Raw genomic sequence first — 20,878 nt, 5'->3', positions numbered from 1 at the left:
TCTGCCGTCATCCTGGTAGGACTGATCGACAAGTCGCATCTTCATCCGTGCTGTCCGTTTCGGGAGGTCAACTCCGCATTCTCGGAGAATCCACAGTGGATCAAGCGCCGGTAGGGTCGCGGTGAATTCCACAGGAAGGGAGGCGCAGATGAGTATCACCTTGTGGTTCGACCCGAGCTGCCCGTTCACCTGGCGCACGTCACGATGGGTCAAGGACGTCGCCGGACGCCGGGACGAGAAGGTCAGCTGGCGCTTCCTCAGCCTTGCGATCCTCAACGAGGGCAAGGAAATCCCCGAGAACTACCGCGCCGCGCACCAGCGCGCCCGCGCCGCGCTGCGGGTGCTGGCCGCCACCGACGAGCGCCACGGCCAAGACGCCGTCGACCGCCTCTACACCGCGATCGGCGAACGCGTCCACGGCCCCGCCGACCGCTACCTCACCCGCGACGTGCTCGTGGAGGCGCTGGCCGAGGCCGAGCTGCCCGACACCCTGATCGAGGCCGCCGACGACGAGTCGCTCGACGCGGCCGTCCGGCAGAGCCACGAGGCGGGCCAGGCGCGCGTGGGCACCGAGACCGGCAGCCCGGTGACCGCGATCGACGACGGCCCCGGCTTCTTCGGCCCGGTCGTGTCGTCCGTCCCGGCCCCCGAGGACGCCGACCGTCTGCTCGACGGGCTGCGGCTGCTGTCCCCCGTGCGCGTCTTCAGCGAGATGAAGCGCGCCCGCGACCCGTTATCGTGACAGGGGATTCGATGGGGTACTACGAGTACAGGCACACCGTCGAGACCGACGAGACGACCCTGGTCGGCAATGTGCACTTCGTGGCCTATCTACGCTGGCAGGGCCGCTGCCGGGAGAACTTCCTCAAAGAGGAGGCGCCCACCCTGCTCGCCGACGGGCTGCGGCTGCACACGGTCAAGGCCGAGTGCGAGTACTTCTCCGAGATCCTCGCCGCCGACGAGCTGTCGGTCAGGATGCGCCTGGAGGAACTCACCCGGACCCAGCTGCAGTTCACCTTCGACTACGTCCGCTTCCGCGGCGGCAGCGAGAAACTCGCCGCCCGGGGCAGACAGCGGGTGGCGTGCGTGGTCGGCTCCACCACCGAACCCAAGCTCTCCGACGTCCCCCGGCCGCTGCGCGACGCGCTGCTGCCCTACGCCGAGTCCCCCTGCTGAAACCGAAACTGGGCGAGCGGGCTCCGGTGCCCGCTCGCCCAGTCATTCAGGCGGTCACAGAATCCACTTCTGCGCGCCGCTTCCGTTGCAGGTCCACAACTGCAACCTCGTCCCGGCGGCGGTCGCCCCGCCGGTCACGTCGAGACACTTGCCGCCGACGCCCGTGATGGTGCCGTTGGAGTTGAGTGTCCACTTCTGGTTCGCCGACCCGGTGCAGGTCCACAGGATCACCTGGGTGCCGTCGGCCGAGCTGCCGCCGCTGGCGTCCAGGCACCGACCGCCGTTGCCGGTGATCGAGCCGGTGGGACCGTTGAGCGTCCAGCGCTGCGCGACGCCCTGGGCGCAGTTCGCGATCTGGACCGAGGCGCCGTTCGTGGCGCCCGCGTCCATGCAGCGGCTCGACTGCGGGTTGACCAGCGGGACCGCCCACTTCTGCGCCGCGGTGCCGTTGCAGGTCCACAGCTGCAGCTTCGTGCCGTTCGCGGTGCCGCCGCCCGCCGCCTCGACGCACTTGCCGCCGACCCCGGTGATGGTGCCGTTGGCGTTCAGCGTCCACCTCTGGTTGGACGAGCCGGAACACGTCCACGCGATGAGCTTCGTGCCGTCGGCGGAGCTGCCTCCGGTGGCGTCGAGACAGATCCCGTCCCGGCCGGTGATCGCCTGCGTCGACTCCTGGTAGGTCCAGTTCTGCGCGACCGTTCCGTTGCAGTCGTAGAGCTGGATCGCGGTGCCCGGCGCCGAGCTGCCCGCCGCGAGTTCGGCACAGCGGCCGGACTGCGGGTTGCTGATCGTGCCACCCGCGCCTGCGGTGGGCGGCGTGACGGGCATGGTGCCAGTGGCCTTGTACTTGTGCCCGGCCACGGCGGTGAAGGTGATGCGGTCGCCGCTGCGGGTGGGCGTGACGGCCTGGCCGGTGGTCAGGTCGGTCAGGGTGTAGGTGCCGGTGAACATGGGGTTGCGGACGTTGAGCGTGCCCGCGTTGGCCGGGGTCAGGGTGAAGTCGGTGGCCCCGTTGGCCGCCCAGTTCGCGTCGACGGTGACGTTGCCGCGGGCCTTGAGCCCGGTGACCGACCCGGTCGGCCACGCCGACGGCTTGGCCGGGAGCACCTGGATGTCGCCGGTCTGGCTCTGCAGCAGCATCTCGGTGATACCGGCGGTGGCGCCGAAGTTGCCGTCGATCTGGAACGGCGGGTGCGTGTCGAACAGGTTGGCCAGCGTGCTGCCCTTGAGCTGCTCGGACAGCATCTTGTGCGCGTGGTCGCCGTCAAGCAGCCGGGCCCAGAAGTTGATCTTCCACGCCTTGCTCCAGCCGGTGCCGCCGTCACCGCGCGCGGTGAGCGAGACCTTCGCCGCGTCGGTGAACGTCGGCGTCGTGACCGGGGCGATCTGGCGTCCGGGGTGCAGGGCGTAGAGGTGCGAGACGTGGCGGTGGGTGTTGTTCTGGTCGTCGAGGTCGGCCTTCCACTCCTGCAGCTGCCCCCACGAGCCGACCCGCAGGCCGGGGTCGAGGTTGTTCAGCGCGGTCTGCAGCTGGGTGCGCAGGGCGCTGTCGACGCCGAGCTTGTTGGCCGCGGCGAGGGTGTCGGTGAACAGGCCCCACACGATCTGCTGGGCCATACCGTCGCCCGCGGTGAAGTCGCCCTGCTCCGGGGAGTAGCTGGGGGTGGCCACGAGCTTGCCGTCGCGCGGGTCGGTGCGCAGGTTCGCCAGCCAGAACTGCGCGGCGCCCTTGAGCAGCGGGTAGGCCCGGTTCTGCAGGAACGTGGTGTCCTGGTTGAACGCGTAGAGGTCGTAGACCTGGGAGGCGAGCCAGCCGTTGGCCTCGGGGAACCAGAACGCGGTCGCCCAGTCGTGCACGCCGGTGAAGCCGAACGGGTTGGTCTCGTTCTGCACCACCCAGCCCGCCGTGCCGAACATGTCGGTCGCGGACTTCTCGCCGGGCGCCTTGAGCTTCTCGACGAACCGGGTGAACGGCTCGGCGGTCTCGGCGAGGTTGGCCTGCGCGGCCGGCCAGTAGTTCATCTGGACGTTGATGTTGGTGTGGTAGTCGGCCGACCACGGCGGCGAAGTCGAGTTGTTCCACACGCCCTGCAGGTTCGCGGGCAGGGAGCCGGAGCGGGACGAGGCGATCAGCAGGTAGCGGCCGTACTGGTAGAACAGCGCCTCCAGCGCGCGGTCGTCGGCCGACGAGCCGCCGGTGTAGGCCGAGCGCAGGTCGTCGGTGGGCTTGGTCGGCACCACCTGGCCGATGTTGAGCTTGACCCGGTCGAACAGTGCCTTGTGGTCGGCGACGTGCGCGGCGCGCAGGGTGTCGAACGACTTGGCCGCGGCGGTGTCCACCGCGGAGGTGACCGCGGCGGCGGGGTCGGCGCCCCGGTAGGTCGGGTAGGTGTCGGCGTAGTTGGTGCCCGCGGACAGCACGAACGTCGCGCTGTTCGCCCCGGAGACCGTGACCTGGCCGTTCGAGTTGGACACGGTGCCGCCGTCGGTGGTCACCTTGACCTGCGCCTCGAAGATCATGCCGTTGTCCGCCAGCGTGCCGCGGATCTTGAGCTTGCCGCCGGTGGCGGTGGCGGTGAAGTCGCTGCGCGGCGAGGTGTAGCGCAGCGTGAAGGAGACCTTCCCCGCCTGGCTGGCGCCGAACTTGCCGACGATCACGTTGCCCGGGTAGCTGGCGAAGTACTCGCGGCTGTAGGTCACGTTGTTGGCGACATAGCCGACCTTGGCGGTGCCGTCGCCGATGTTCAGCTCGCGCCGGTAGCCGGTGTAGGAGGTCGTGCCGGTGTCGAGCCGTAGGTCGCCGAAGGTCTGGTGGGCGCCGAAGCCGCGCTTGGGCTGTCCGAGCTTGCCCGCGACCCACCCCGGGTCGGCCTCGCCGTCCCGGTTGATCACATCGATGACCTCGTTGATCGCGCCGGGACGCGGAGAGGTCCAGTTGCCGAAGTCGTAGCCCTGCGCCGAGCCGGGACCACCGGTCCACAGGGACTTCTCGTTGAATTGCAGCTGCTCGGAGGAAACCCCGCCGAAGACCATGCCGCCCATCGCACCGTTGCCGATCGGCAGCGCGCGGCTCTCCCAGTCGGAGGCGGGCTCGTCGTACCAGAGGGTGTTGCCGTCCACCGCCTGGATCTCCTGGGCGGTCGATGTCGCGGGCAGCACCGCGATCCCCGCCGCGACCACCATCCCCGCGACCGCTACCGCGGTAAACACTTTCGACCTAGCGCGGCGTGTACGCATCGAGCGCCCTTCGGATTGGTCTCCCAGCGAGGCCGCGCGACACTCCGTAGTCATCAGATGACTTAGCAGCTATCGCGCGGCCCTGCTGTCGTTTCGCCGAGAGTTTGCCAGCACGTAACGTGTGACACAAGCCATAGGTCTGACGTATTTAGGCCATCGTGTTGCTAGGCAGGAAGCGTCCAGCGCTGATTGGTCCCACTGTGGCAGTCCCAGATGATCAGCCTGGTGCCGTCCGCCGTGCCCGCGCCGGACGCGTCGAGACACCGCCCGGACTGCGGGTTGCGCAGCGTCCCGTTCGACTGCGCCGCCCACACCTGCGCGCCGGTCCCGTTGCACGTCCAGAGCTGCACCTTCGTGCCGTTCGCGGTCGCGCCACCGGCCACGTCCATGCACTTGCCCAGCGACCGCAGCGTGCCGCCGGACACCGTCCAGCGCTGACTGGCCGCGCCGTTGCATGTCCACAGCACCAGCTGGGTGCCGTCGGCCGAGCCGCCGCCGCTGGGGTCGGCGCACTTGCCGCTGCCCCCGACGATCGGTCCGACCCCTGGGCTCGACGTGAGCGTGAAGTCGTCCACATCGAACTGGGAGCCGGTGAACACCAGGTACAGGTTCTGCGGACCCGTCGGCACCGAACTCAGCCCCGCGGACACGTCGGCGTAGGTCTCCCAGCCGCCGGTCGGCGTCACCGCGACCGAGCCGAGCTTCGTCCCGGTCGGCGACCCGACGCGCACGTCGAAGCCACCGGTCGAGCCGACCCCGGCGACCCGGGCGGTGATGCCCGTGACGCCGGTCAGGTCGACGCCGTTGTAGGCGGCCCAGTCTCCCGGGTCGACGAACCCGAGCACCGTCCCGCCGTGCGCGTTGGCGTGCTGGTAGGTCTGCACACCGCTCGCCGACGACCAGTTCTCGGCCTGGCGCGTGCCGGTGCCCGTGCCCAGTTCCTTGATCCGGACGTTGCGGAACGACGCGTCGTCGCCGGTCCCGTGGTTCTGCAGACCGATGTGGCCCTGCCGCAGCGACCGCGCCGGGTCGGTGTTGGTGAAATCGTTGATCTTCACCCCGTTGAGGAACACCTGCAGGCGCTCCCCCTCGACCAGGAGCTCGTAGGTGTTCCACTCCCCCGGCGGGTTCAGCGCGCCGTCACGGGCGGCGATGTCGGCGGACTTGAACCCGTAGACCGCGCCGGTCGTCTTCTCCGGCGCGTCGGTGGCGTCGATCTGGATCTCGTAGCCGTTGTTCACCGCCGACATCGGGTCGCTGCTCGCCGGGAAGCCCACGAACACGCCGGAGTTGTCGTCACCAGCCAGCTTCCAGTCCAGTTTGAGCGAGTACCCCTGGAACTCCTTCGCCGAGTACCAGTACAGGCCCATTCCGCCGGTCGACGTCAGCGTCGCGTTGGTGTTGGTGAAGCTGCCCGGACCGGCCTGCGACCAGCCGGTTGTGGACCCGCTGTAGAGCGCGGTGTAGCCGTTCTCCGGCCTGCAGTCCGCGCGGGTCTTGCCCGCGGCGTAGCGGATGCCGCCGAGCAGGTGCGCGCGGAACGCGGTGTCCGAATAGGACTGCTGGGTGTGGCCGCCGCCGGTGTAGAACGACCGGCCGCCCTGGTAGGGCTTGCACCAGACGTGCGGATGGTCGCCGCCCATGGAGCCGCCGCTGTAGGTCGACTCGTCGAGCGTGGCCAGCACGCGCGCGGTCGAGCGGACGTTGGACCTGTAGTTGTACCACTCGTCCGTGCGCTGCCAAGTCTGCGCGAGGTGCGCGGTGGCCGCGTTGGCCCGGTCCTCCACCTTGACGGTGGCCTGCTGGATCGCCGGGTGCGAGGCGAAGTACGCCCCCACCAGCTCGCCGTAGAACGGCCAGTCGTACTCGGTGTCGGCGGCGGAGTGGACCCCGACATAGCCGCCACCGCCCTTGATGTAGGACTCGAACGCGGTCTGCTGGCCCGCGTCCAGCACGTCGCCGGTGGTCAGCAGGAAGACCACGGCCTGGTACTGGGCGAGGTTCGACGCGGTGAAGTCGGCGGCGTTCTCGGTCGCGGTCACGGTGAAGTTGTTGGCCGCGCCGAGGTCCCGCACCGCCTGGGTGCCCGCCGCGATCGCGTCGTGGCGGAACCCGGCGGTCTTGGAGAACACCAGCACCTTGTAGGCGGTGTCCGCGGCGCTCGCGGGCACCGCGGTGAGGAGGCCCGCGGCGGTGGCCGCGGCGGTCATGGCGCCGAACACGCGGCGCTTCAAGCTGTTCATGGCAGGGTCCACTTCTGGTTAGTGCCGCCGTGACAATCCCAAATGATCAATCTCGTGCCATCCGCCGTGCCCGCGCCGGTCGCGTCGAGGCACCGCCCGGACTGCGGGTTGCGCAGCGTCCCGTCCGACTGGGCCGCCCACACCTGGGCGCCGGTCCCGTTGCAGGTCCACAGCTGCACCTTCGTGCCGTTCGCGGTCGCGCCGCCCGCCACGTCCATGCACTTGCCGAACGCCCGCAGGGTGTCGCCGGACACCGTCCAGCGCTGGGCCGCCGTGCCGTTGCAGGTGTAGAGCACCAGCTGCGTGCCGTCCGCGGTGTTGGCACCGCTGACGTCGACACACTTGCCGCCCGCGCCGACGATGGGACCGGTGCGGCCGGCGAAGGTGAACGCGTCGACGTCGAACAGCGCGCCCGCACCGCCCGTGAAGACCAGATACAGGGTGGTGGCATTGGCAGGGGCGCCCGAGACCGAGCCGCGCACGGTCGTGAACGTCTCCCAGCCCCCGGTCACCGGCACGGTCGCCGAGCCCAGCAGCGGCCCGGTGGGCGAACCCGCCCGCAGCGACAGCGTGCCGCCGACACCGCCGGAGGACACCCGCGCCTCGAACGACGTCGCGCTGTTCAACAGATAGGGCTTGAACGCGATCCAGTCGCCGTTGTGGATGTCGCCGACCGTGCGACCGCCTTCGGCCTGCGTCTTGGTGAACAGGCCGACGCCGGACATGGAGAAGTAGTGCTCGGCCTGCCGGTGCCTGGGCTGGAGGATGTGCTGGGTGTGCGTGGTCAGCGCGGGCTGGCCGTTCGCGCCCAGGTCGGTGTACTCGGCGTCGAACACCGCGAAAACGTTTGCGGCGCTGTCGTGCTCGCCGTCGGCGGGCACGGCGATCGACCCGGAGCAGCCGGTGGCCGAGCTGATCTGGTGGCCGTGGCTGTCGTGGCCGAGCACGTAGGTGACCTTCACCTTCGCGCAGTCGATCGCGGTGTCCTCGGCGTCGGTGACGGTGACCCGGAACGGGACGGTGTCACCGAAGGAGAACAGCTGGCCCTCCTCCGGGAGGAGCAGGTTCACCACGGGCGCGGTGTTGCCGACGGTGATCTTCAGGCTCGCGGAGCCGGTGGCGCCCGCGGTGTCGCGGACCGTCAGCGTCGCGGTGTACTGGCCGTTGGCCGAGTACGTGTGCGATGGGTTCGCCGCGGTGGACGAGGTGCCGTCGCCGAAGTTCCAGGCGTAGGTGAGCCCGCCGCCCTCGGGGTCGGTGCTGCCCGCCGACGAGAACGCCACGGCCAGCGGCGCCCTGCCCGAGGTCTTGTCCGCGGTCGCGTTAGCGACCGGCGCGCGGTTGCCGCCGCCGATGTACTCGATGCGGTACAGCGCCGAGTTGGCGTCACCGCTGAAGTAGCCGGTGCCGTAGTCCAGGACGTACAGCGCGCCGTCGGGGCCGAACGCGCTGTCGATGATCTGGGTCCCGGACCACGGGAACGCTCCGATCTCCCCGGCGGTGCCGTCGGACCGCACGTCCACCGTCTTGATCCAGCGGCGGCCGAACTCCATGGCGAGGAAGTGCCCGTCGAGGTCGGCGGGGAACTTGACCGCCGAGGTCGACGCCGAGTCGTACCGGTAGACCTGGCCGCCCATGGGCGATTCCGAGCCGGAGCCGAACTCAGGCGGTGAGCCCGCGTCCCCGCCGTAGCGGATCCACGCCGCCTTCGCGGGCGGCAGCGTCGACGCCCCGGTGTTGCGGAAGGAGTTGTTCGTCGGACCGCCCGCGCAGTTGAACTTGGCGCCCGCCGTCGCGGTGGCGAAGTCCCACTCGGTGTAGGTCTCCGCGGCGCTGTTCGAACCGGTGCAGTACGGCCAGCCGAGGTTGGCAGGCGCGGTGAGCCGGTTGAACTCGACTTGCCCGGCGGGGCCGCGGCTCGCCGAGGACGAACCCGCGTCGGGACCGTACTCACCGAGGTAGACCGCGCCCGTCGCCTTGTCCACGCTCATGCGGTACGGATTGCGCAGGCCCATCGCGTAGATCTCCGGACGCGTGTTCGCGGTGCCCTGCGGGAACAGGTTGCCCGAGGGGATGCTGTAGCTCGCGTCCGCGTTGACCTTGATCCGCAGCACCTTGCCGCGCAGGTCGTTGGTGTTGGCCGAGGTGCGTTGCGCGTCGAACGCCGGGTTGCGGTTGGTGCGCTCGTCGATCGGGCTGTAGCCGTCGGACTGGAACGGGTTGGTGTCGTCACCCGTGCTCAGGTACAGGTTCCCGGCCGCGTCGAAGTCGATGTCGCCGCCGACGTGGCAGCACATGCCGCGGTCGGCGGGCACGTCGAGGACCTTCTTCTCGCTGGCCAGGTCGAGCGTGCCGTCGGTCTTCAAGGTGAAGCGGGACAAGCGGTTCACGCCGACCCACGCGGAGAAGTCCGTGCCGGTCGCGGGGGCGTCCCCGGTGGGTGTCGAAAGCGGCGGTGCGTAGAACAGGTAGACGAACCGGTTCGTGGCGAAGGCCGGATCGACGCCGACGCCTTGCAGTCCTTCCTCGTCGTGGGTGTAGACGGACAGCTTCCCGGCGACCTTGGTGGTGCCTGCCGCGTCGGTCAGCCGGACCGTGCCGTCGCGGGAGGTGTGGAGTACCGAACGGTCCGGCAGCACGGCCATGGAGATGGGCTCACCCATCTCGGCCGCCCCCTTGGCGAGGGTGACCTGCTGGAACTGGGTCGGGTCGACGCCGTGTGCCGCTGCGGGGCCAGCGGAGAGCGCGACGGTTGTGGGAACTATGAGTGCGGCCGCGACGAGCAGCCGGGTCAGTCGGAGGCGCAGGGTTGACATGGGCTTCCTCTCCGAGACGGGGGGATCTGACGACAGGGAGTCAGATATCCGCCACGTTTCGGGATGTTACGACCGACTTATGCCGAAAGCCCAGCAAAAGTCTGCTATCTGCCACCCAATATTTCCCGCACGGAAAGCGAGACACCCCTTTGGCCTAACGGCCAGAGGGGTGTCTCGATGAATCATCAAATATTAGAACGTGCCCTGGGTCTGCACATTCAGCTCCGTGAACGTCACCGACTTCGCCGGGTCGGTCCGCGGGTCGTTGACGTCGATCACGTCAAGGCCCTTGACCAGGTCGGACGAGTAGATGCGGCCGTTGTACCAGTAGGCCGACCACGATCCGCCCGAGCCGTTGTTCGGCAGCGGACCGCGCTCGAAGAAGCCGATCTCGACCGGGTTCGCCGAGTCGGTGAAGTCCCAGATCTGCGCGCCACCCTGGTACCACGCCTGCACCATGATGTCGCGGCCGGCGACCGGAATCAGCGAGCCGTTGTGCGCGACGCAGTTCTCGCTGGTCGTCTGGTAGCGGGAGATCTTGAAGTAGCTGCGGAACACGAGCCTGCGCGCGTCCCCGGTGCCGGTGATGTCGTAGATGCCGTCGGCGCCGCGGGTCGGGCCGGTCTTCTTGTTGCAGGTGGCCGCGCCGCCGCCGCCGAGTTCGTCGGTGAAGATGACCTTGGTGCCCGCGTTGTTGAACGTCGCCGAGTGCCAGAACGCGAAGTTGACGTTGTCCTGCACCTGGTGGATCACCCGCGGCCGCTCCCGGTCGGCGATGTCGAGCAGCACGCCGTCACCCATGCACGCGCCCGCCGCGAGGTCCTTCGACGGGTAGGCGGTGATGTCGTGGCAGCCGCTCGTCGCCGAGACCTTGCTGGAGCCGGGGTTGCCGCCGCCGGGGAACAGCACCGGGGTGGCCACCACGGCGGCCGTCGTCGGGCTGGCCAGCGGCACCTTGACGATCGAGATCTTGTCGTGCGGCGGCTGGCACTTCGACAGCGACGTCGACGGCGAGTACGAGGAGACGTAGAGGTAGACGGCCGTACCCGTCTTGTCCGGCACCAGCGTGTGCGTGTGCGAGCCGCAGGCGGTCTCCACGCTCTTCAGGTAGCGCGGGTTGCCCTTGTCGCTGATGTCGAAGATCTTGATGCCCTCCCAGTACTGCGTACCGCTGCCGGAGGAGGCCGACGTGCAGGAGTCGTCGGTGCGGCGCGAGTCGGTCGACAGGAACAGCAGGTTCCCACTCACCGAGACGTCGTTCTGCGAACCGGGGCACAGCACCTGACTCGCCACCACCGGCCGGTCCTTGTCGGCGATGTCGTAGATGGTGAACCCGTCGTAGTCGCCGGCGATCGCGTAGTTACCGGTGAAGGCGAGGTCGGTGCCGGTGTGCCCCGGCCCGTTCAGCGGCGCGGTCGGCGGAACGTTGGTCACATGGCGGACGTTGGCGCTGGTGACGACCTGGTCGACCCCCGGAAACCCGGGCGCGGCTCCCGCGACGGGCGCGAGGAGGGCGGCGGCGGGAACGAGCAGGGCGACGGACAGCAGCCGTGACCGGGTGGTAGTCATGCAGGGGACCCCTTCCCAGGGCGAGCCCGGATATTTTGTGCTTCCAGGCAGTATTGCCATCCACACTTGCCGTTCCCAGAGTCACCGCGACAGAACTTTCACCAGATTCCCATTCAGTGTTTGCCCCTGGCCGGCCTGGCGGGCCGGGCTCTCCCACATCGCGGACGCCCCCGCCGCCGGACGCCGATCGCCCTAAACTGGCGGCCGAAATGTCCGGACAATAGAAGGGGGCCAGCTCGTGGGCCTGCAACTGGGTGACATCGCACCCGACTTCACCGCCGACTCGACCGCCGGAGAGATCGGGTTCCGCGCCTGGAAGGCCGGGTCCTGGGCAGTGCTGTTCAGCCACCCCGCCGACTTCACCCCGGTGTGCACCACCGAGCTCGGCCGCGTCGCCCAGCTCAAGGCCGAGTGGGCCGCCCGCGACACCAAGCCGATCGCGCTGTCGGTCGACTCCGTCGCCGACCACAAGAACTGGATCCCGGACATCGACCAGGTCAACGAGACCACGGTCGACTACCCGATCATCGCCGACCCGGACAAGAAGGTCGCCGAGCTCTACGGGATGATCCACCCCAACGAGGGCGACACCTCCTCGGTGCGGTCGGTGTTCATCATCGACCCGGCCGACAAGATCCGCCTGACCCTCACCTACCCCAAGAGCGTCGGCCGCAACTTCGACGAGATCCTGCGCGCCGTCGACGCCCTGCAGCTCACCGACCGCGCCGCCGTCTCGACCCCGGTCGACTGGCGCAACGGCGACCGCGTCATCGTCCCGCCGACCGTGTCCACCGAGGACGCCAAGGCCAAGTTCGGCGACGTCGACGAGGTCAAGCCCTACCTGCGCTACGTGGCCCAGCCGGAGGCGTGAGTCACCGGTGAGGCAGGGGGCGACCCCTGCCTCACCGTTCGGGAAGCCGAACCGTCACGACCAGACCGCCGCCCGCGCGGGGCGTGAGGTCGAGGGTCCCCGCGTGCGCTCGGACGATGCTGTGCGCGATGGCCAGGCCGAGGCCGACGCCCGCGTGTTCGTCGGTGCGGACGCGTTCGGTTCCGCGTTGGAACGGTTCGGTGAGGGTCGGCACGAGTTCCGGCGCGAGCCGGTGGCCGGTGTTCTCGACCCGCAGCACACTCGCCCCCGGCCGGGCTTCGGTGTGAATCGCCACGGCGCCGCCTGTCGGGATGTTGTGCACGATCGCGTTCTGGACGAGGTTCGTCACCATCCGCAGGATGAGCGCCGCTGAGCCGACGGTCTGCGTCGTCTCGCCCGTGACGTCGACCGTGATCCCACGCTGTTCGGCCAGGGGCAGCAGCGTTTCGGTGGCTTCCTCGGCGATGAGGGACAGGTCGACGGGCTCGCGGGTGAAGCCGCCCCGGTCGCTGCGGCTGAGCAGCAGGAGCGCCTCGGTGAGGTCGATCGCCCGCGTGTTGACGGCGTGGAGGCGTTCGATGAGTTCGCCCTGGTCCCGGGTCGGGTCCTCGCGGGCGACGTCGAGCAGTGTCCGCGAGATCGCCAGCGGGGTGCGCAGTTCGTGGGAGGCGTTCGCGGCGAACCGCCGCTGTTCGGCGACGTGGGATTCGAGCTGCTCCAGCATGGAGTCGAACACGTCGGCCAGTTCGCGGAACTCGTCGCCGCGGCCCGCCATCCGGATCCGGTGCGACAGCGATCCCGTCGAGGCCATCCGGGCCGCGTCGGTGATCCGGCCCAGTGGCGCGAGCATCCGACCGGCCAGGAGCCAGCCCCCCACGAGGCCGAAGACGAGCAGCAAGACGAGCGCGATCACCGCGGCGCGGCCGAAGATACGCGAGAGCAGGAACCGGTTGGGCGAGATCCCCAGCAGGCCCTGATCGTTGTCCGGCACGTAGCGCAGCAGGTAGATCCAGGCCACGGCCAGCAGCACAGCGCCGGTGACCAGCACGATCGCGGCGTAGCTGAGGGTGAGTTTCAGCCGGACGCTGACCCCGGGGCGCCTAGGCACGCGCGTCGCCCGTGTCGATCCGGTAGCCGACGCCCGCCACCGTGGCGATGAGCCAGGGCTCACCGAGTCGTTTGCGCAGCGCGGAAACGGTGATGCGGACGGCGTTGGTGAACGGGTCGGCGTTCTCGTCCCAAGCCCGCCCCAGCAGCTCCTCGGCGCTGACGACTCCCCCTTCGGCGGCGACGAGGACTTCGAGCACCGCGAACTGCTTGCGGGTGAGCGCGACATAGCGGCCGTCGCGGAAGACCTCCCGGCGGAACGGGTCCACCCGCAGGCCCGCGATCTCGCGCACCGGAGGCCGCAGGTGCGCGCGCCTGCGGTCGAGCGCCCGCAGCCGCATCACGAGTTCCCGGAGGTCGAACGGTTTGGTCAGGTAGTCGTCCGCGCCGAGCTCGAACCCGGAGGCCTTGTCGTCGATCCGGTCGGCGGCGGTGAGCATGAGGATCGGCGTGCCGCTGCCCGAGGCGACGATCCGCCGGGCGATCTCGTCGCCGGAGGGGCCGGGGATGTCCCGATCGAGGACCGCGAGGTCATAGCGGTTGACGCTGAGCAGCTCCAGAGCGGTGTCACCGTCACCGGCGATGTCGGCGGCGATCGCTTCCAGTCTGAGCCCGTCGCGAACAGCTTCGGCGAGAAAGGGCTCGTCCTCCACGATCAGCACGCGCATACCCGCAGCCTAAAGTCCCTTCACAGGAGCCCGGAGAAGCCGCGGCCGATCGTGTCCTCCAGGTTGGTGTAGCTCTTGGCTGTGGCGAACAGCCCGTCCGCGGTGGCGGCGACCACTTCGACGCCCTGCCGCAGATCCGTCCCCACATCGGTGACCAGCCGCGTGATCGCGGCACTGAACGCGTCGGCCGCGGCCACGTCACCCAGCACGTGCGGGACCAGCTGCACCCCCGAGACGACATCGGCCGCACCCTTGAGAGCCTCCGTCGCGTCGTCGAACGAGCCCGCCGCCGAACGCAGCGACGCCGCGTCCGTCTCGTAGCCGCCGGTGACCTCGTCGACGTCGGTCACCGTCATCTCGTCCCGCGGGTCGAACAGGGCGAGGTACGCGGCCAGGCCCGCGCCGCCCAGCCAGGGCAGGATGTCCGGCGGAAGGTACTTGCTGGCCCCCGACTCGTACAGGGTGACGATCTGCCCGTCCACCTCGACGATCCCCTGGGACATGTTCGGCAGCTCGTAGCTGTTGACGATCTCGCCGTCGTCGCGGTTCTCGGTCAGCAGGTAGCTGTCCTTGGTCCGGCCGTAGGACTGGCTGTAGATGATCTCGTCGGGCCGGATGACAACACCCTGTACCTGCCCGGGCGTGACGCGCGGAGCCAGATCCGGTTGGGCGACCTTGGTTCCGTCATCCTCCACAGTGTACGGAAGCTTCCCGTCCTTGATCGGGTAGCTGTAGAGCTTGCCCGGCTCGTCCTTGTCCTTGGTGAAGTCCCCGACCCACAGCCTGTTCTCGGCGAAGGTGGCGTAGCTGGAGCCCTGCACCTTGATGACTTCCTTGGCACGAAACGGTTCCCCGGTCTGGGCGTCGTCGAGCTCGGCCGCCGAGTACCGGTAGACGTAGCTGTCATCACCCGACGAGGACGTCACCCAGACATTGTCCCCATCGGTCGCGACCCCACCGACATGGTTGGGCGCGTCGTCGTCCGACACGCCGCGCAGGTCGACGTACTTCTCCTCGTCGCCGGTGGATTTGTCGATCATCGAGAGACGGCTTTGCGGCCCGTCCTCGGTCTGGTCCTCGTCACCGTTGTAGTAGGCCGTCAGCAGTTGGTCCTTGTCCTTGCGATAGGCCATCCCCTGCGGCACCCACGGCGAGTCCGCCCCGACATGCGGGATCTTCGGCCCGTCAACGGTCCCGTCGCCGATCGCACCCATGAGCTTGACCTCGTAGGCGGCCCGCGCCGTCTCCATCGACCGGTTGACGTCGGCCGCCAACCGCTCCCGCGCGTCCTCGTCGGCGGTTTCCGCCGCCCGCCACCGCCCGATGGCGACATCGGCGGCGTCCACAAGCTGCCGATAGGCATCAGCCGCCCCAGCGACCGAATCCGCGATGACACCCAGCCGCCGGTGCGCCAACTCGGTGAGGGTCCCGAGCTGCTTCGCCCGCACGGCGAAGCCTTCCGCCGCCTTGCCCCGCCAACCCGAACCGGCGGCCCCCGCCCCCTGCTCGATGATCAACGTGGACGCCTTGATCGGCCGGATCGCGTCCCGCAACAAGTCCGCGACCTCGGCGATCCGGCCCGCGTCACCGGACGTGAGCCTGCGATACAACGGCTCGGGATCCTGAACGCCCATCAGCCCCTCCCCCTGGTCGGCACGGTTCCGAACAGACTAGGTGGATCGCCGACACCGGGCGGCAGCTTCGCCAGATCGGCTCCACGATCAATGCCCCCGCATGACCTTCGCGACCGCGAGCGCGGACCCGCAGACCTATCACACCCGATCGAATTCCGATCAAATAATCAATCGGTCAATCTTTTGTTCACTCGGTACCAATCTGTTGACTTCGATCTAAACCCGGTCGCAAGATGTCCGCACCAAAGCCGCCGGGCACCCGCGCTGGGCGTCCGCGTCACCCCTCGCAGCATCAAGGAGTTCCGAATGGACCCTTCGAAGAACGTCGCCCGGCGCAGGGCCATCGCCGTTCTCACCTCCGCCGCGACGCTGGCCGCCGTCGCCGTGACAGTCATCGCGCAGCCAGCCACCGCGTTGTCGCGGACCGTCCCAAGTGACACGGTCAACGTCGATCACTCCTACGCCAAGACGCCGCGGATGATCCTGCGTTCGGAGTCATGGAGGGCGACGACGGCCGCGAGCATGAAGAAGACCGCCGACGACGCCGTCGCCACCGGCCTGGCGAATCTGGGCTGGAACACCGTCTCGTTCGACGACACCTGGGCCGTGCGGGGCGACTGCACCGACTGGGACGCCGCCGCCACCGTCGTGCCGAACTGCAGCAACGGGCGCGACACGGCCACCGGCAACCTCATCCCGTCGCCGACGAAGTACCCCAACGGCCTCAAGGACGTCGGCGACTACCTGCACAGCAAGGGCCTGTTCTTCGGCGTCTACACCAGCGGCGGCAAGTACATGTGCGACACCGGTGGGCGCAGCACGGCCTCGCCGGGAAGCTTCGACAACTTCGACAAGGACTTCAAGTACTTCGCAAGCGTCGGCGCGGACTACATCAAGCTCGACTACTGCGGCGAGCCGAACACGTCCAACAAGTGCTGCTTCACCGTCCTCGACAGCGACCTCGAGATCAACACCGCGATCGAGTCGAACCGTCGGGCGGCGACCGCGATCAACACGATCAAGTCCGACGCCGACCCCGCCAAGCGCAGGTCGATGGTGCTCAACATCTCCGCGCCCGCCTACGCCAACTGGGACAACGACACCTTCACGACACCGCTGTTCCAGCGCATGATGAACAGCATCGCCCCGGCCGGACACGCCTACCGCGTCGGCGGCGACGTCGGCGGAACGAGCTGGGCACTCACCACCACCCTCGTCGACATGATCGAAGGGCTGCGCCCCTACGGCAAGCAGGGCCACTTCCTCGACCCCGACCGGCTGTACTTCGACGACTCCGTCCTCACGACCGACAACAAGCTCGGCGGCTACGTGATGTGGGCGATGCAGAACAGCCACATGGTCGCGATGATCCGCAACTCCAACGCCAGCGGCGCCATCTCGTCCGCCCAGGCCGCACTCATGAACAAGCCCGGCATCATCGAGGTCGGACAGGACGCGCTGGCCACGCCAGGCAAGCGGGTCGCCCGCGGAACCGGGTACGACGTATTCGCCAAGCCCCTGAGCAACGGCGACTACGCGGTCGCGATCATGAACCGCTCGAACACCCAGTCGGTCACCGCGACCACGAGCGGGTCGGTCGTCGGCACCTCCGCCACGGCGTTCACGCTCACCTCGATCGTCGGACCCAACACCTCCCCCGACGCGAACGGCAACTTCAGCGTCACCGTCCCGGCGGGAACCGCGGTCATGTACCGGCTCAAGCCCACCGCCACCGCGTACCACTCCGGCTGGTTCTTCGGGAACAACGGCTCCACCGCCCGCAACGCCACCGCCATCACCGACGGCGACGCGCCGACCGCGGGAACGCTCGACGCCAGCGGCAACACCCTGTCGTCGGACCGGCTGGCCAACAACACCCAGCTCCCCAACGGAACCGCGCTCAGCGTCCGCGCCGGACAGCCGGTCACCATCGGCGGCGTCACCTACACCTGGCCGAACACCACCTCCGGCCAGTTCGACTCCATCAAGCCGGTCGGCCAGACCATCGACTCCAGGTACACCGGCACGGCGGTGAACTTCCTCGGCACCTCGGGCGTCGGCGAGTCCGGCGGCACGATCCGACTCAACTACAGCGACGGCACCTCCAGCAGCTCGGCCTGGGGATTCCCCAGCTGGAGCTGCGCCAGCGCGGCGACCTACCCCGCCACGGTCGCGTTCAAGGTGTTCGGCCGCAACAGCGTCAACGGCTTGGCCAACACCAGCACCGAATACTGCGTCTACACCCGATCGGTGCCCATCACCGCCGGGAAGACCCTGGTGTCGATCACCCTGCCGAACGCGCCGAACGCACGCATCTTCAACGTCCGGCCATCCTGACCGGCTGAGATGGGACAGGCCCCGCAACCCCACACGGGGATGCGGGGCCTGTCCCCGTCAGATCCTGTTGAGCCGGATCGGCACCGACAACGCGGCGGGCGCCGACGGCGGACCGAGCAGCAGTTCGCCGAAACAGGTCTGATCCGGTGTCATCGAGTGGCTGTAGTCCACCGACGGCGTGACCGGCGTCCCCGCGGGGACTGGGCCTTGCGGCGCCCCGGTGACGGTCAGGTCGGTGCCCCCGAATGGAATCCGAAAGGACCACCCTCCCGCGGACATAGGTCCCTCCCCCCGGGTGGTATCCGACGAGCACGATCGGGCCAGTCCCCGTGAATCGGTGAAGGGAGCCCGCCATGGGCACGGCCGACATCGTGGTGCTGGTGGCCGCGGTCGCCGTCATCGCCGGACTGGGCTGGTACTTCTTCGGCCCCCGCCACGCCCGCAGGGCGCAGCTGTCCGACGGCGTGCAACGAGTCGAGATCACGGTGCGCGGCGGCTACCAACCCGACATCATCCGGGTCCGCCAGAACGTGCCCCTGGAACTGGTCTTCAACCGCCAGGAAAGTGGCGACTGCACCGCGCACGTGGTGATCCCCGACCTCGGCGTCAACGCCGCACTTCCCGCCTTCGCCCGCACCACAGTCCGGGTCGATCCCACCCGCGCGGGAACCTTCGGGTTCGCCTGCGGCATGAACATGATCCACGGCACCCTCGTGGTCGACCCCGCCGACGAACCCCGGGACGGCGCGCCGGACGCCCCCATCGCGGCAACTCGCACCGAGAGCGGGACGCCGTCGTCCGCCTCCCGCACCGCCGCAGAGGAGGAAGCCGCGCAAGCGGCGGAACGGCGCGCCGAAATCACCGACCTCACCCGGCGGGTGGTCCTCGGCGCGATCCTGACCCTGCCGGTGCTGTTCGCCGTCATGGCCCACGAGCTGTTCGGCGTCGACTGGGTGCCAGGTGTGCTGCTCAACCACTGGGTCCAGCTCGCCCTGATCACCCCGGTGATGCTCTACACCGGGTGGCCGATCCACCGCACGGGCTGGCTCACCCTGGCCCACCGCTCGGCGGACATGAACAGCCTCATCACTCTGGGCACGGTCGCCGCCTACGGCTACAGCCTGGTCGTCACCCTCGCCCCGGGCTTGCTCCCGGAGGACGTCCGCGAGGTCTACTACGAAGCCGTGGGCGTCATCCTCACCCTCATCCTGCTCGGCCGGCTGCTGGAGGCCCGTGCCAAGGCCGGCACCGGTGAAGCCATCCGCGCCCTGCTGGGTCTCCAAGCCCGCACCGCGCGCGTCCTGCGGGACGGCGTCGAGGCCGAGATCGGCGTGGACGAGGTCGTCGTCGGTGACGAGATCGTCATCCGGCCCGGCGAGAAGATCCCCGTGGACGCCACCGTCGTGAGCGGGTCGTCCGCCGTGGACGAGTCGATGGTCACCGGTGAGCCCATCCCGATCACCAAGCACGAAGGCGACACCATCATCGGCGCGACCATCAACACCACTGGGTCGCTGCGGGTGCGCGCGGCCAAGGTCGGCGCGGACACCATGCTGGCCCAGATCATCCGCATGGTGCGGCAGGCCCAGGCATCCAAGGCCCCGATCCAGCGGCTGGCCGACGCGACCTCCGCCTACTTCGTGCCGGTCGTGATCGCCATCGCGATCGCCGCGTTCACCGCCTGGTACGTCACCGGCCCGCCGCCGGCGCTGACCCTCGCGCTGGTCTCCGCCGTCGCGGTGCTGATCATCGCCTGCCCGTGCGCCCTCGGCCTGGCCACCCCGCTATCGATCATGGTCGGCACCGGCAAGGGCGCACAGGCCGGCATCCTCATCCGCTCCGCCGAAGCCCTGGAAACCGCACACAAGCTCGACACCGTCGTGCTGGACAAGACCGGCACCATCACCGCAGGCAAACCGGCCCTCACCGACGTCCGCACCACCGGCGCACTCGGCGAGGACGACCTTCTCATCCTCGTGGCCGCCGCCGAAGCCGACAGCGAGCACCCGCTGGCGGCGGCGATCGTCACCGGGGCCCGCGCCCGCGGCCTGGCCGCGGCCACCGCGTCCCGCTTCGACTCGATCACCGGCAAAGGCGTGCAGGCCACCGTCGACGGCCACGCCGTGCTCGTCGGCACCCGCAGGCTCCTCGCCGACGCGGGCATCGATACTGCCGCGCTCGACCCGCTCGCCGTGGACTTCTCCGCCCAGGGCAAGACCCCGATCCTGGCCGCCGTGGACGGTCGACCGGCGGGCGTGCTCGCGGTCGCCGACACCATCAAGGACGACTCGATCGCCGCGATCGCCTCCCTGCACCGCCTCGGCCTGGACGTCGTGATGATCACCGGCGACAACGCCCGCACCGCCGCGGCCATCGCCCGCCAGGTCGGCATCCGTCGCGTCCTGGCCGAGGTGCTGCCCGAGCACAAGGCCGACGAGATCCGCCGCCTACAAGCCGAAGGGCGACGCGCCGGCATGGTCGGCGACGGCATCAACGACGCACCCGCGCTCGCCCAGGCCGACATCGGCCTCGCGATCGGCACCGGCACCGACGTCGCCATCGAGGCCGCCGACATCACCCTCATCTCCGGCTCGCTCGCCGGCGTGGTGACCGCCATCAGCCTGTCCCGCGCCACCATGCGCAACATCCGCCAAAACCTGTTCTTCGCCCTGATCTACAACGCCATCGGCGTCCCCATCGCCGCCGGCGTGCTCTACCCACTGATCGGCCTCCGCCTCAGCCCCATCCTCGCTGCCGCAGCGATGGCGCTGAGCTCGCTATCCGTCGTCGGCAACGCCAACAGGCTTCGCCGCCACCACCCCGCCCCACTCCCCACAGCGCAAGTCATCAAGGTCGAGCCGCAGGTCGAAACCGCCGAACAACAGCACCACGAGACGCGAGCCGAAGCGGCTACAAGCCCAGACCGCTAGGACCGCAAGGCGACGAGGCAGAACGTCCCGCTCGATACCGAACGTGCCGACCCACCCAAGCCCGCCGACTCGGCCACCACCTGCACAACCGCGTCGTCGAGGTCTACTCCCACGTCGCCCCCGAAGTCGAACAACGACTCCTCAATGCACTCGAACGCCAATGGCACACCGCCACAACAATCGTCACAACCCACCCCGCCGTCCCCGAACCCGCGCCCCGTCAATTCATCGGCGCCGCAGCGGCATAACGAATTCAGTGCCCCCTCACACCGTTGGCATGAGGGGGCACC

General features: G+C 69.1%; 13 protein-coding genes. 5 read left to right on the top strand and 8 right to left on the bottom strand.

All coding sequences use genetic code 11. From position 1 onward, the window contains the following. Positions 1-148: 148 nt before the first annotated feature. Complete coding sequence (locus ACSHT8_RS29110; RefSeq protein WP_436494331.1) at positions 149-742, top strand: mycothiol-dependent nitroreductase Rv2466c family protein; 594 nt, start codon at positions 149-151, stop codon at positions 740-742. An 11-nt stretch (positions 743-753) separates the two neighbouring features. Next, the gene (locus ACSHT8_RS29105; RefSeq protein WP_436494329.1) at positions 754-1,176 is read left to right on the top strand and encodes an acyl-CoA thioesterase; all 423 of its coding nucleotides are present in this window, start codon (positions 754-756) and stop codon (positions 1,174-1,176) included. A 54-nt stretch (positions 1,177-1,230) separates the two neighbouring features. Here the strand turns inward: ACSHT8_RS29105 and ACSHT8_RS29100 are convergent, their stop codons facing one another. From ACSHT8_RS29100 to ACSHT8_RS29085, 4 genes are all read right to left on the bottom strand, one after another. Then, the gene (locus ACSHT8_RS29100; RefSeq protein ID WP_436494327.1) at positions 1,231-4,386 is read right to left on the bottom strand and encodes a glycosyl hydrolase family 95 catalytic domain-containing protein; all 3,156 of its coding nucleotides are present in this window, start codon (positions 4,384-4,386) and stop codon (positions 1,231-1,233) included. 191 nt (positions 4,387-4,577) lie between these two features. Continuing rightward, positions 4,578-6,656: a ThuA domain-containing protein gene (locus ACSHT8_RS29095; protein ID WP_436494325.1), complete on the bottom strand. Its 2,079-nt coding sequence runs from the start codon at positions 6,654-6,656 to the stop codon at positions 4,578-4,580. Continuing rightward, a complete protein-coding gene (locus tag ACSHT8_RS29090; protein ID WP_436494323.1) occupies positions 6,653-9,472 on the bottom strand; it encodes a PQQ-dependent sugar dehydrogenase in 2,820 nt (939 codons plus the stop codon). Before ACSHT8_RS29090 ends, ACSHT8_RS29095 begins: the two co-directional genes overlap by 4 nt. A 192-nt stretch (positions 9,473-9,664) precedes the next feature. Beyond that, positions 9,665-11,041 carry an LVIVD repeat-containing protein gene (locus ACSHT8_RS29085; RefSeq protein ID WP_436494321.1) on the bottom strand — a complete coding sequence of 459 codons (1,377 nt, stop codon included), beginning with the start codon at positions 11,039-11,041 and terminating at the stop codon, positions 9,665-9,667. A gap of 238 nt (positions 11,042-11,279) precedes the next feature. Here ACSHT8_RS29085 and ACSHT8_RS29080 point away from each other — a divergent pair, with 238 nt between their 5' ends. Then, positions 11,280-11,912 (top strand): peroxiredoxin, encoded by a 633-nt coding sequence (locus tag ACSHT8_RS29080; protein ID WP_436494319.1) that lies wholly within the window; start codon positions 11,280-11,282, stop codon positions 11,910-11,912. Between the two features lie 31 nt (positions 11,913-11,943). On the opposite strand, the gene ACSHT8_RS29075 is transcribed toward ACSHT8_RS29080, so the two are convergent. The 3 genes from ACSHT8_RS29075 to ACSHT8_RS29065 are packed head-to-tail and all read right to left on the bottom strand — an operon-like array spanning position 11,944 to position 15,321. Next, a complete protein-coding gene (locus ACSHT8_RS29075; RefSeq protein ID WP_436494317.1) occupies positions 11,944-13,020 on the bottom strand; it encodes a sensor histidine kinase in 1,077 nt (358 codons plus the stop codon). Then, positions 13,013-13,687 (bottom strand): response regulator transcription factor, encoded by a 675-nt coding sequence (locus ACSHT8_RS29070; protein WP_436494315.1) that lies wholly within the window; start codon positions 13,685-13,687, stop codon positions 13,013-13,015. Before ACSHT8_RS29070 ends, ACSHT8_RS29075 begins: the two co-directional genes overlap by 8 nt. A 20-nt stretch (positions 13,688-13,707) precedes the next feature. Then, positions 13,708-15,321: a hypothetical protein gene (locus ACSHT8_RS29065; RefSeq protein ID WP_436494313.1), complete on the bottom strand. Its 1,614-nt coding sequence runs from the start codon at positions 15,319-15,321 to the stop codon at positions 13,708-13,710. Between the two features lie 306 nt (positions 15,322-15,627). On the opposite strand from ACSHT8_RS29065, the gene ACSHT8_RS29060 reads away from it, so the two are divergent. Then, positions 15,628-17,658, top strand: coding sequence for a hypothetical protein (locus tag ACSHT8_RS29060; protein WP_436494311.1), 2,031 nt, complete (start codon positions 15,628-15,630; stop codon positions 17,656-17,658). Positions 17,659-17,715: 57 nt separating this feature from the next. On the opposite strand, the gene ACSHT8_RS29055 is transcribed toward ACSHT8_RS29060, so the two are convergent. Further along, on the bottom strand, positions 17,716-17,937 hold the full coding sequence (locus ACSHT8_RS29055; RefSeq protein WP_436494309.1) for a hypothetical protein: 222 nt from the start codon (positions 17,935-17,937) through the stop codon (positions 17,716-17,718). Positions 17,938-18,011: 74 nt separating this feature from the next. Between ACSHT8_RS29055 and ACSHT8_RS29050 the strand changes: the two genes are divergently transcribed. Further along, positions 18,012-20,588, top strand: coding sequence for a heavy metal translocating P-type ATPase (locus ACSHT8_RS29050; protein ID WP_436494307.1), 2,577 nt, complete (start codon positions 18,012-18,014; stop codon positions 20,586-20,588). The last annotated feature ends 290 nt before the right edge of the window (positions 20,589-20,878 follow it).

The organism is Actinokineospora sp. HUAS TT18 (assembly GCF_051364635.1).
GTDB lineage: Bacteria > Actinomycetota > Actinomycetes > Mycobacteriales > Pseudonocardiaceae > Actinokineospora.
Note: the sequence above shows the minus strand (reverse complement) of the source record. Positions and strands in the feature narration are given on the sequence as shown.

What these genes read in the sequence shown, in the direction of transcription:
- ACSHT8_RS29105 (WP_436494329.1), top strand. Translation starts at nt 754, where the DNA reads ATGGGGTACTACGAGTACAGGCACACCGTCGAGACCGACGAGACGACC.
- ACSHT8_RS29050 (WP_436494307.1), top strand. Translation starts at nt 18,012, where the DNA reads ATGGGCACGGCCGACATCGTGGTGCTGGTGGCCGCGGTCGCCGTCATC.
- ACSHT8_RS29060 (WP_436494311.1), top strand. Translation starts at nt 15,628, where the DNA reads ATGGACCCTTCGAAGAACGTCGCCCGGCGCAGGGCCATCGCCGTTCTC.
- ACSHT8_RS29070 (WP_436494315.1), bottom strand. Translation starts at nt 13,687, where the DNA reads ATGCGCGTGCTGATCGTGGAGGACGAGCCCTTTCTCGCCGAAGCTGTT.
- ACSHT8_RS29085 (WP_436494321.1), bottom strand. Translation starts at nt 11,041, where the DNA reads ATGACTACCACCCGGTCACGGCTGCTGTCCGTCGCCCTGCTCGTTCCC.
- ACSHT8_RS29065 (WP_436494313.1), bottom strand. Translation starts at nt 15,321, where the DNA reads ATGGGCGTTCAGGATCCCGAGCCGTTGTATCGCAGGCTCACGTCCGGT.
- ACSHT8_RS29055 (WP_436494309.1), bottom strand. Translation starts at nt 17,937, where the DNA reads ATGTCCGCGGGAGGGTGGTCCTTTCGGATTCCATTCGGGGGCACCGAC.
- ACSHT8_RS29110 (WP_436494331.1), top strand. Translation starts at nt 149, where the DNA reads ATGAGTATCACCTTGTGGTTCGACCCGAGCTGCCCGTTCACCTGGCGC.
- ACSHT8_RS29090 (WP_436494323.1), bottom strand. Translation starts at nt 9,472, where the DNA reads ATGTCAACCCTGCGCCTCCGACTGACCCGGCTGCTCGTCGCGGCCGCA.
- ACSHT8_RS29095 (WP_436494325.1), bottom strand. Translation starts at nt 6,656, where the DNA reads ATGAACAGCTTGAAGCGCCGCGTGTTCGGCGCCATGACCGCCGCGGCC.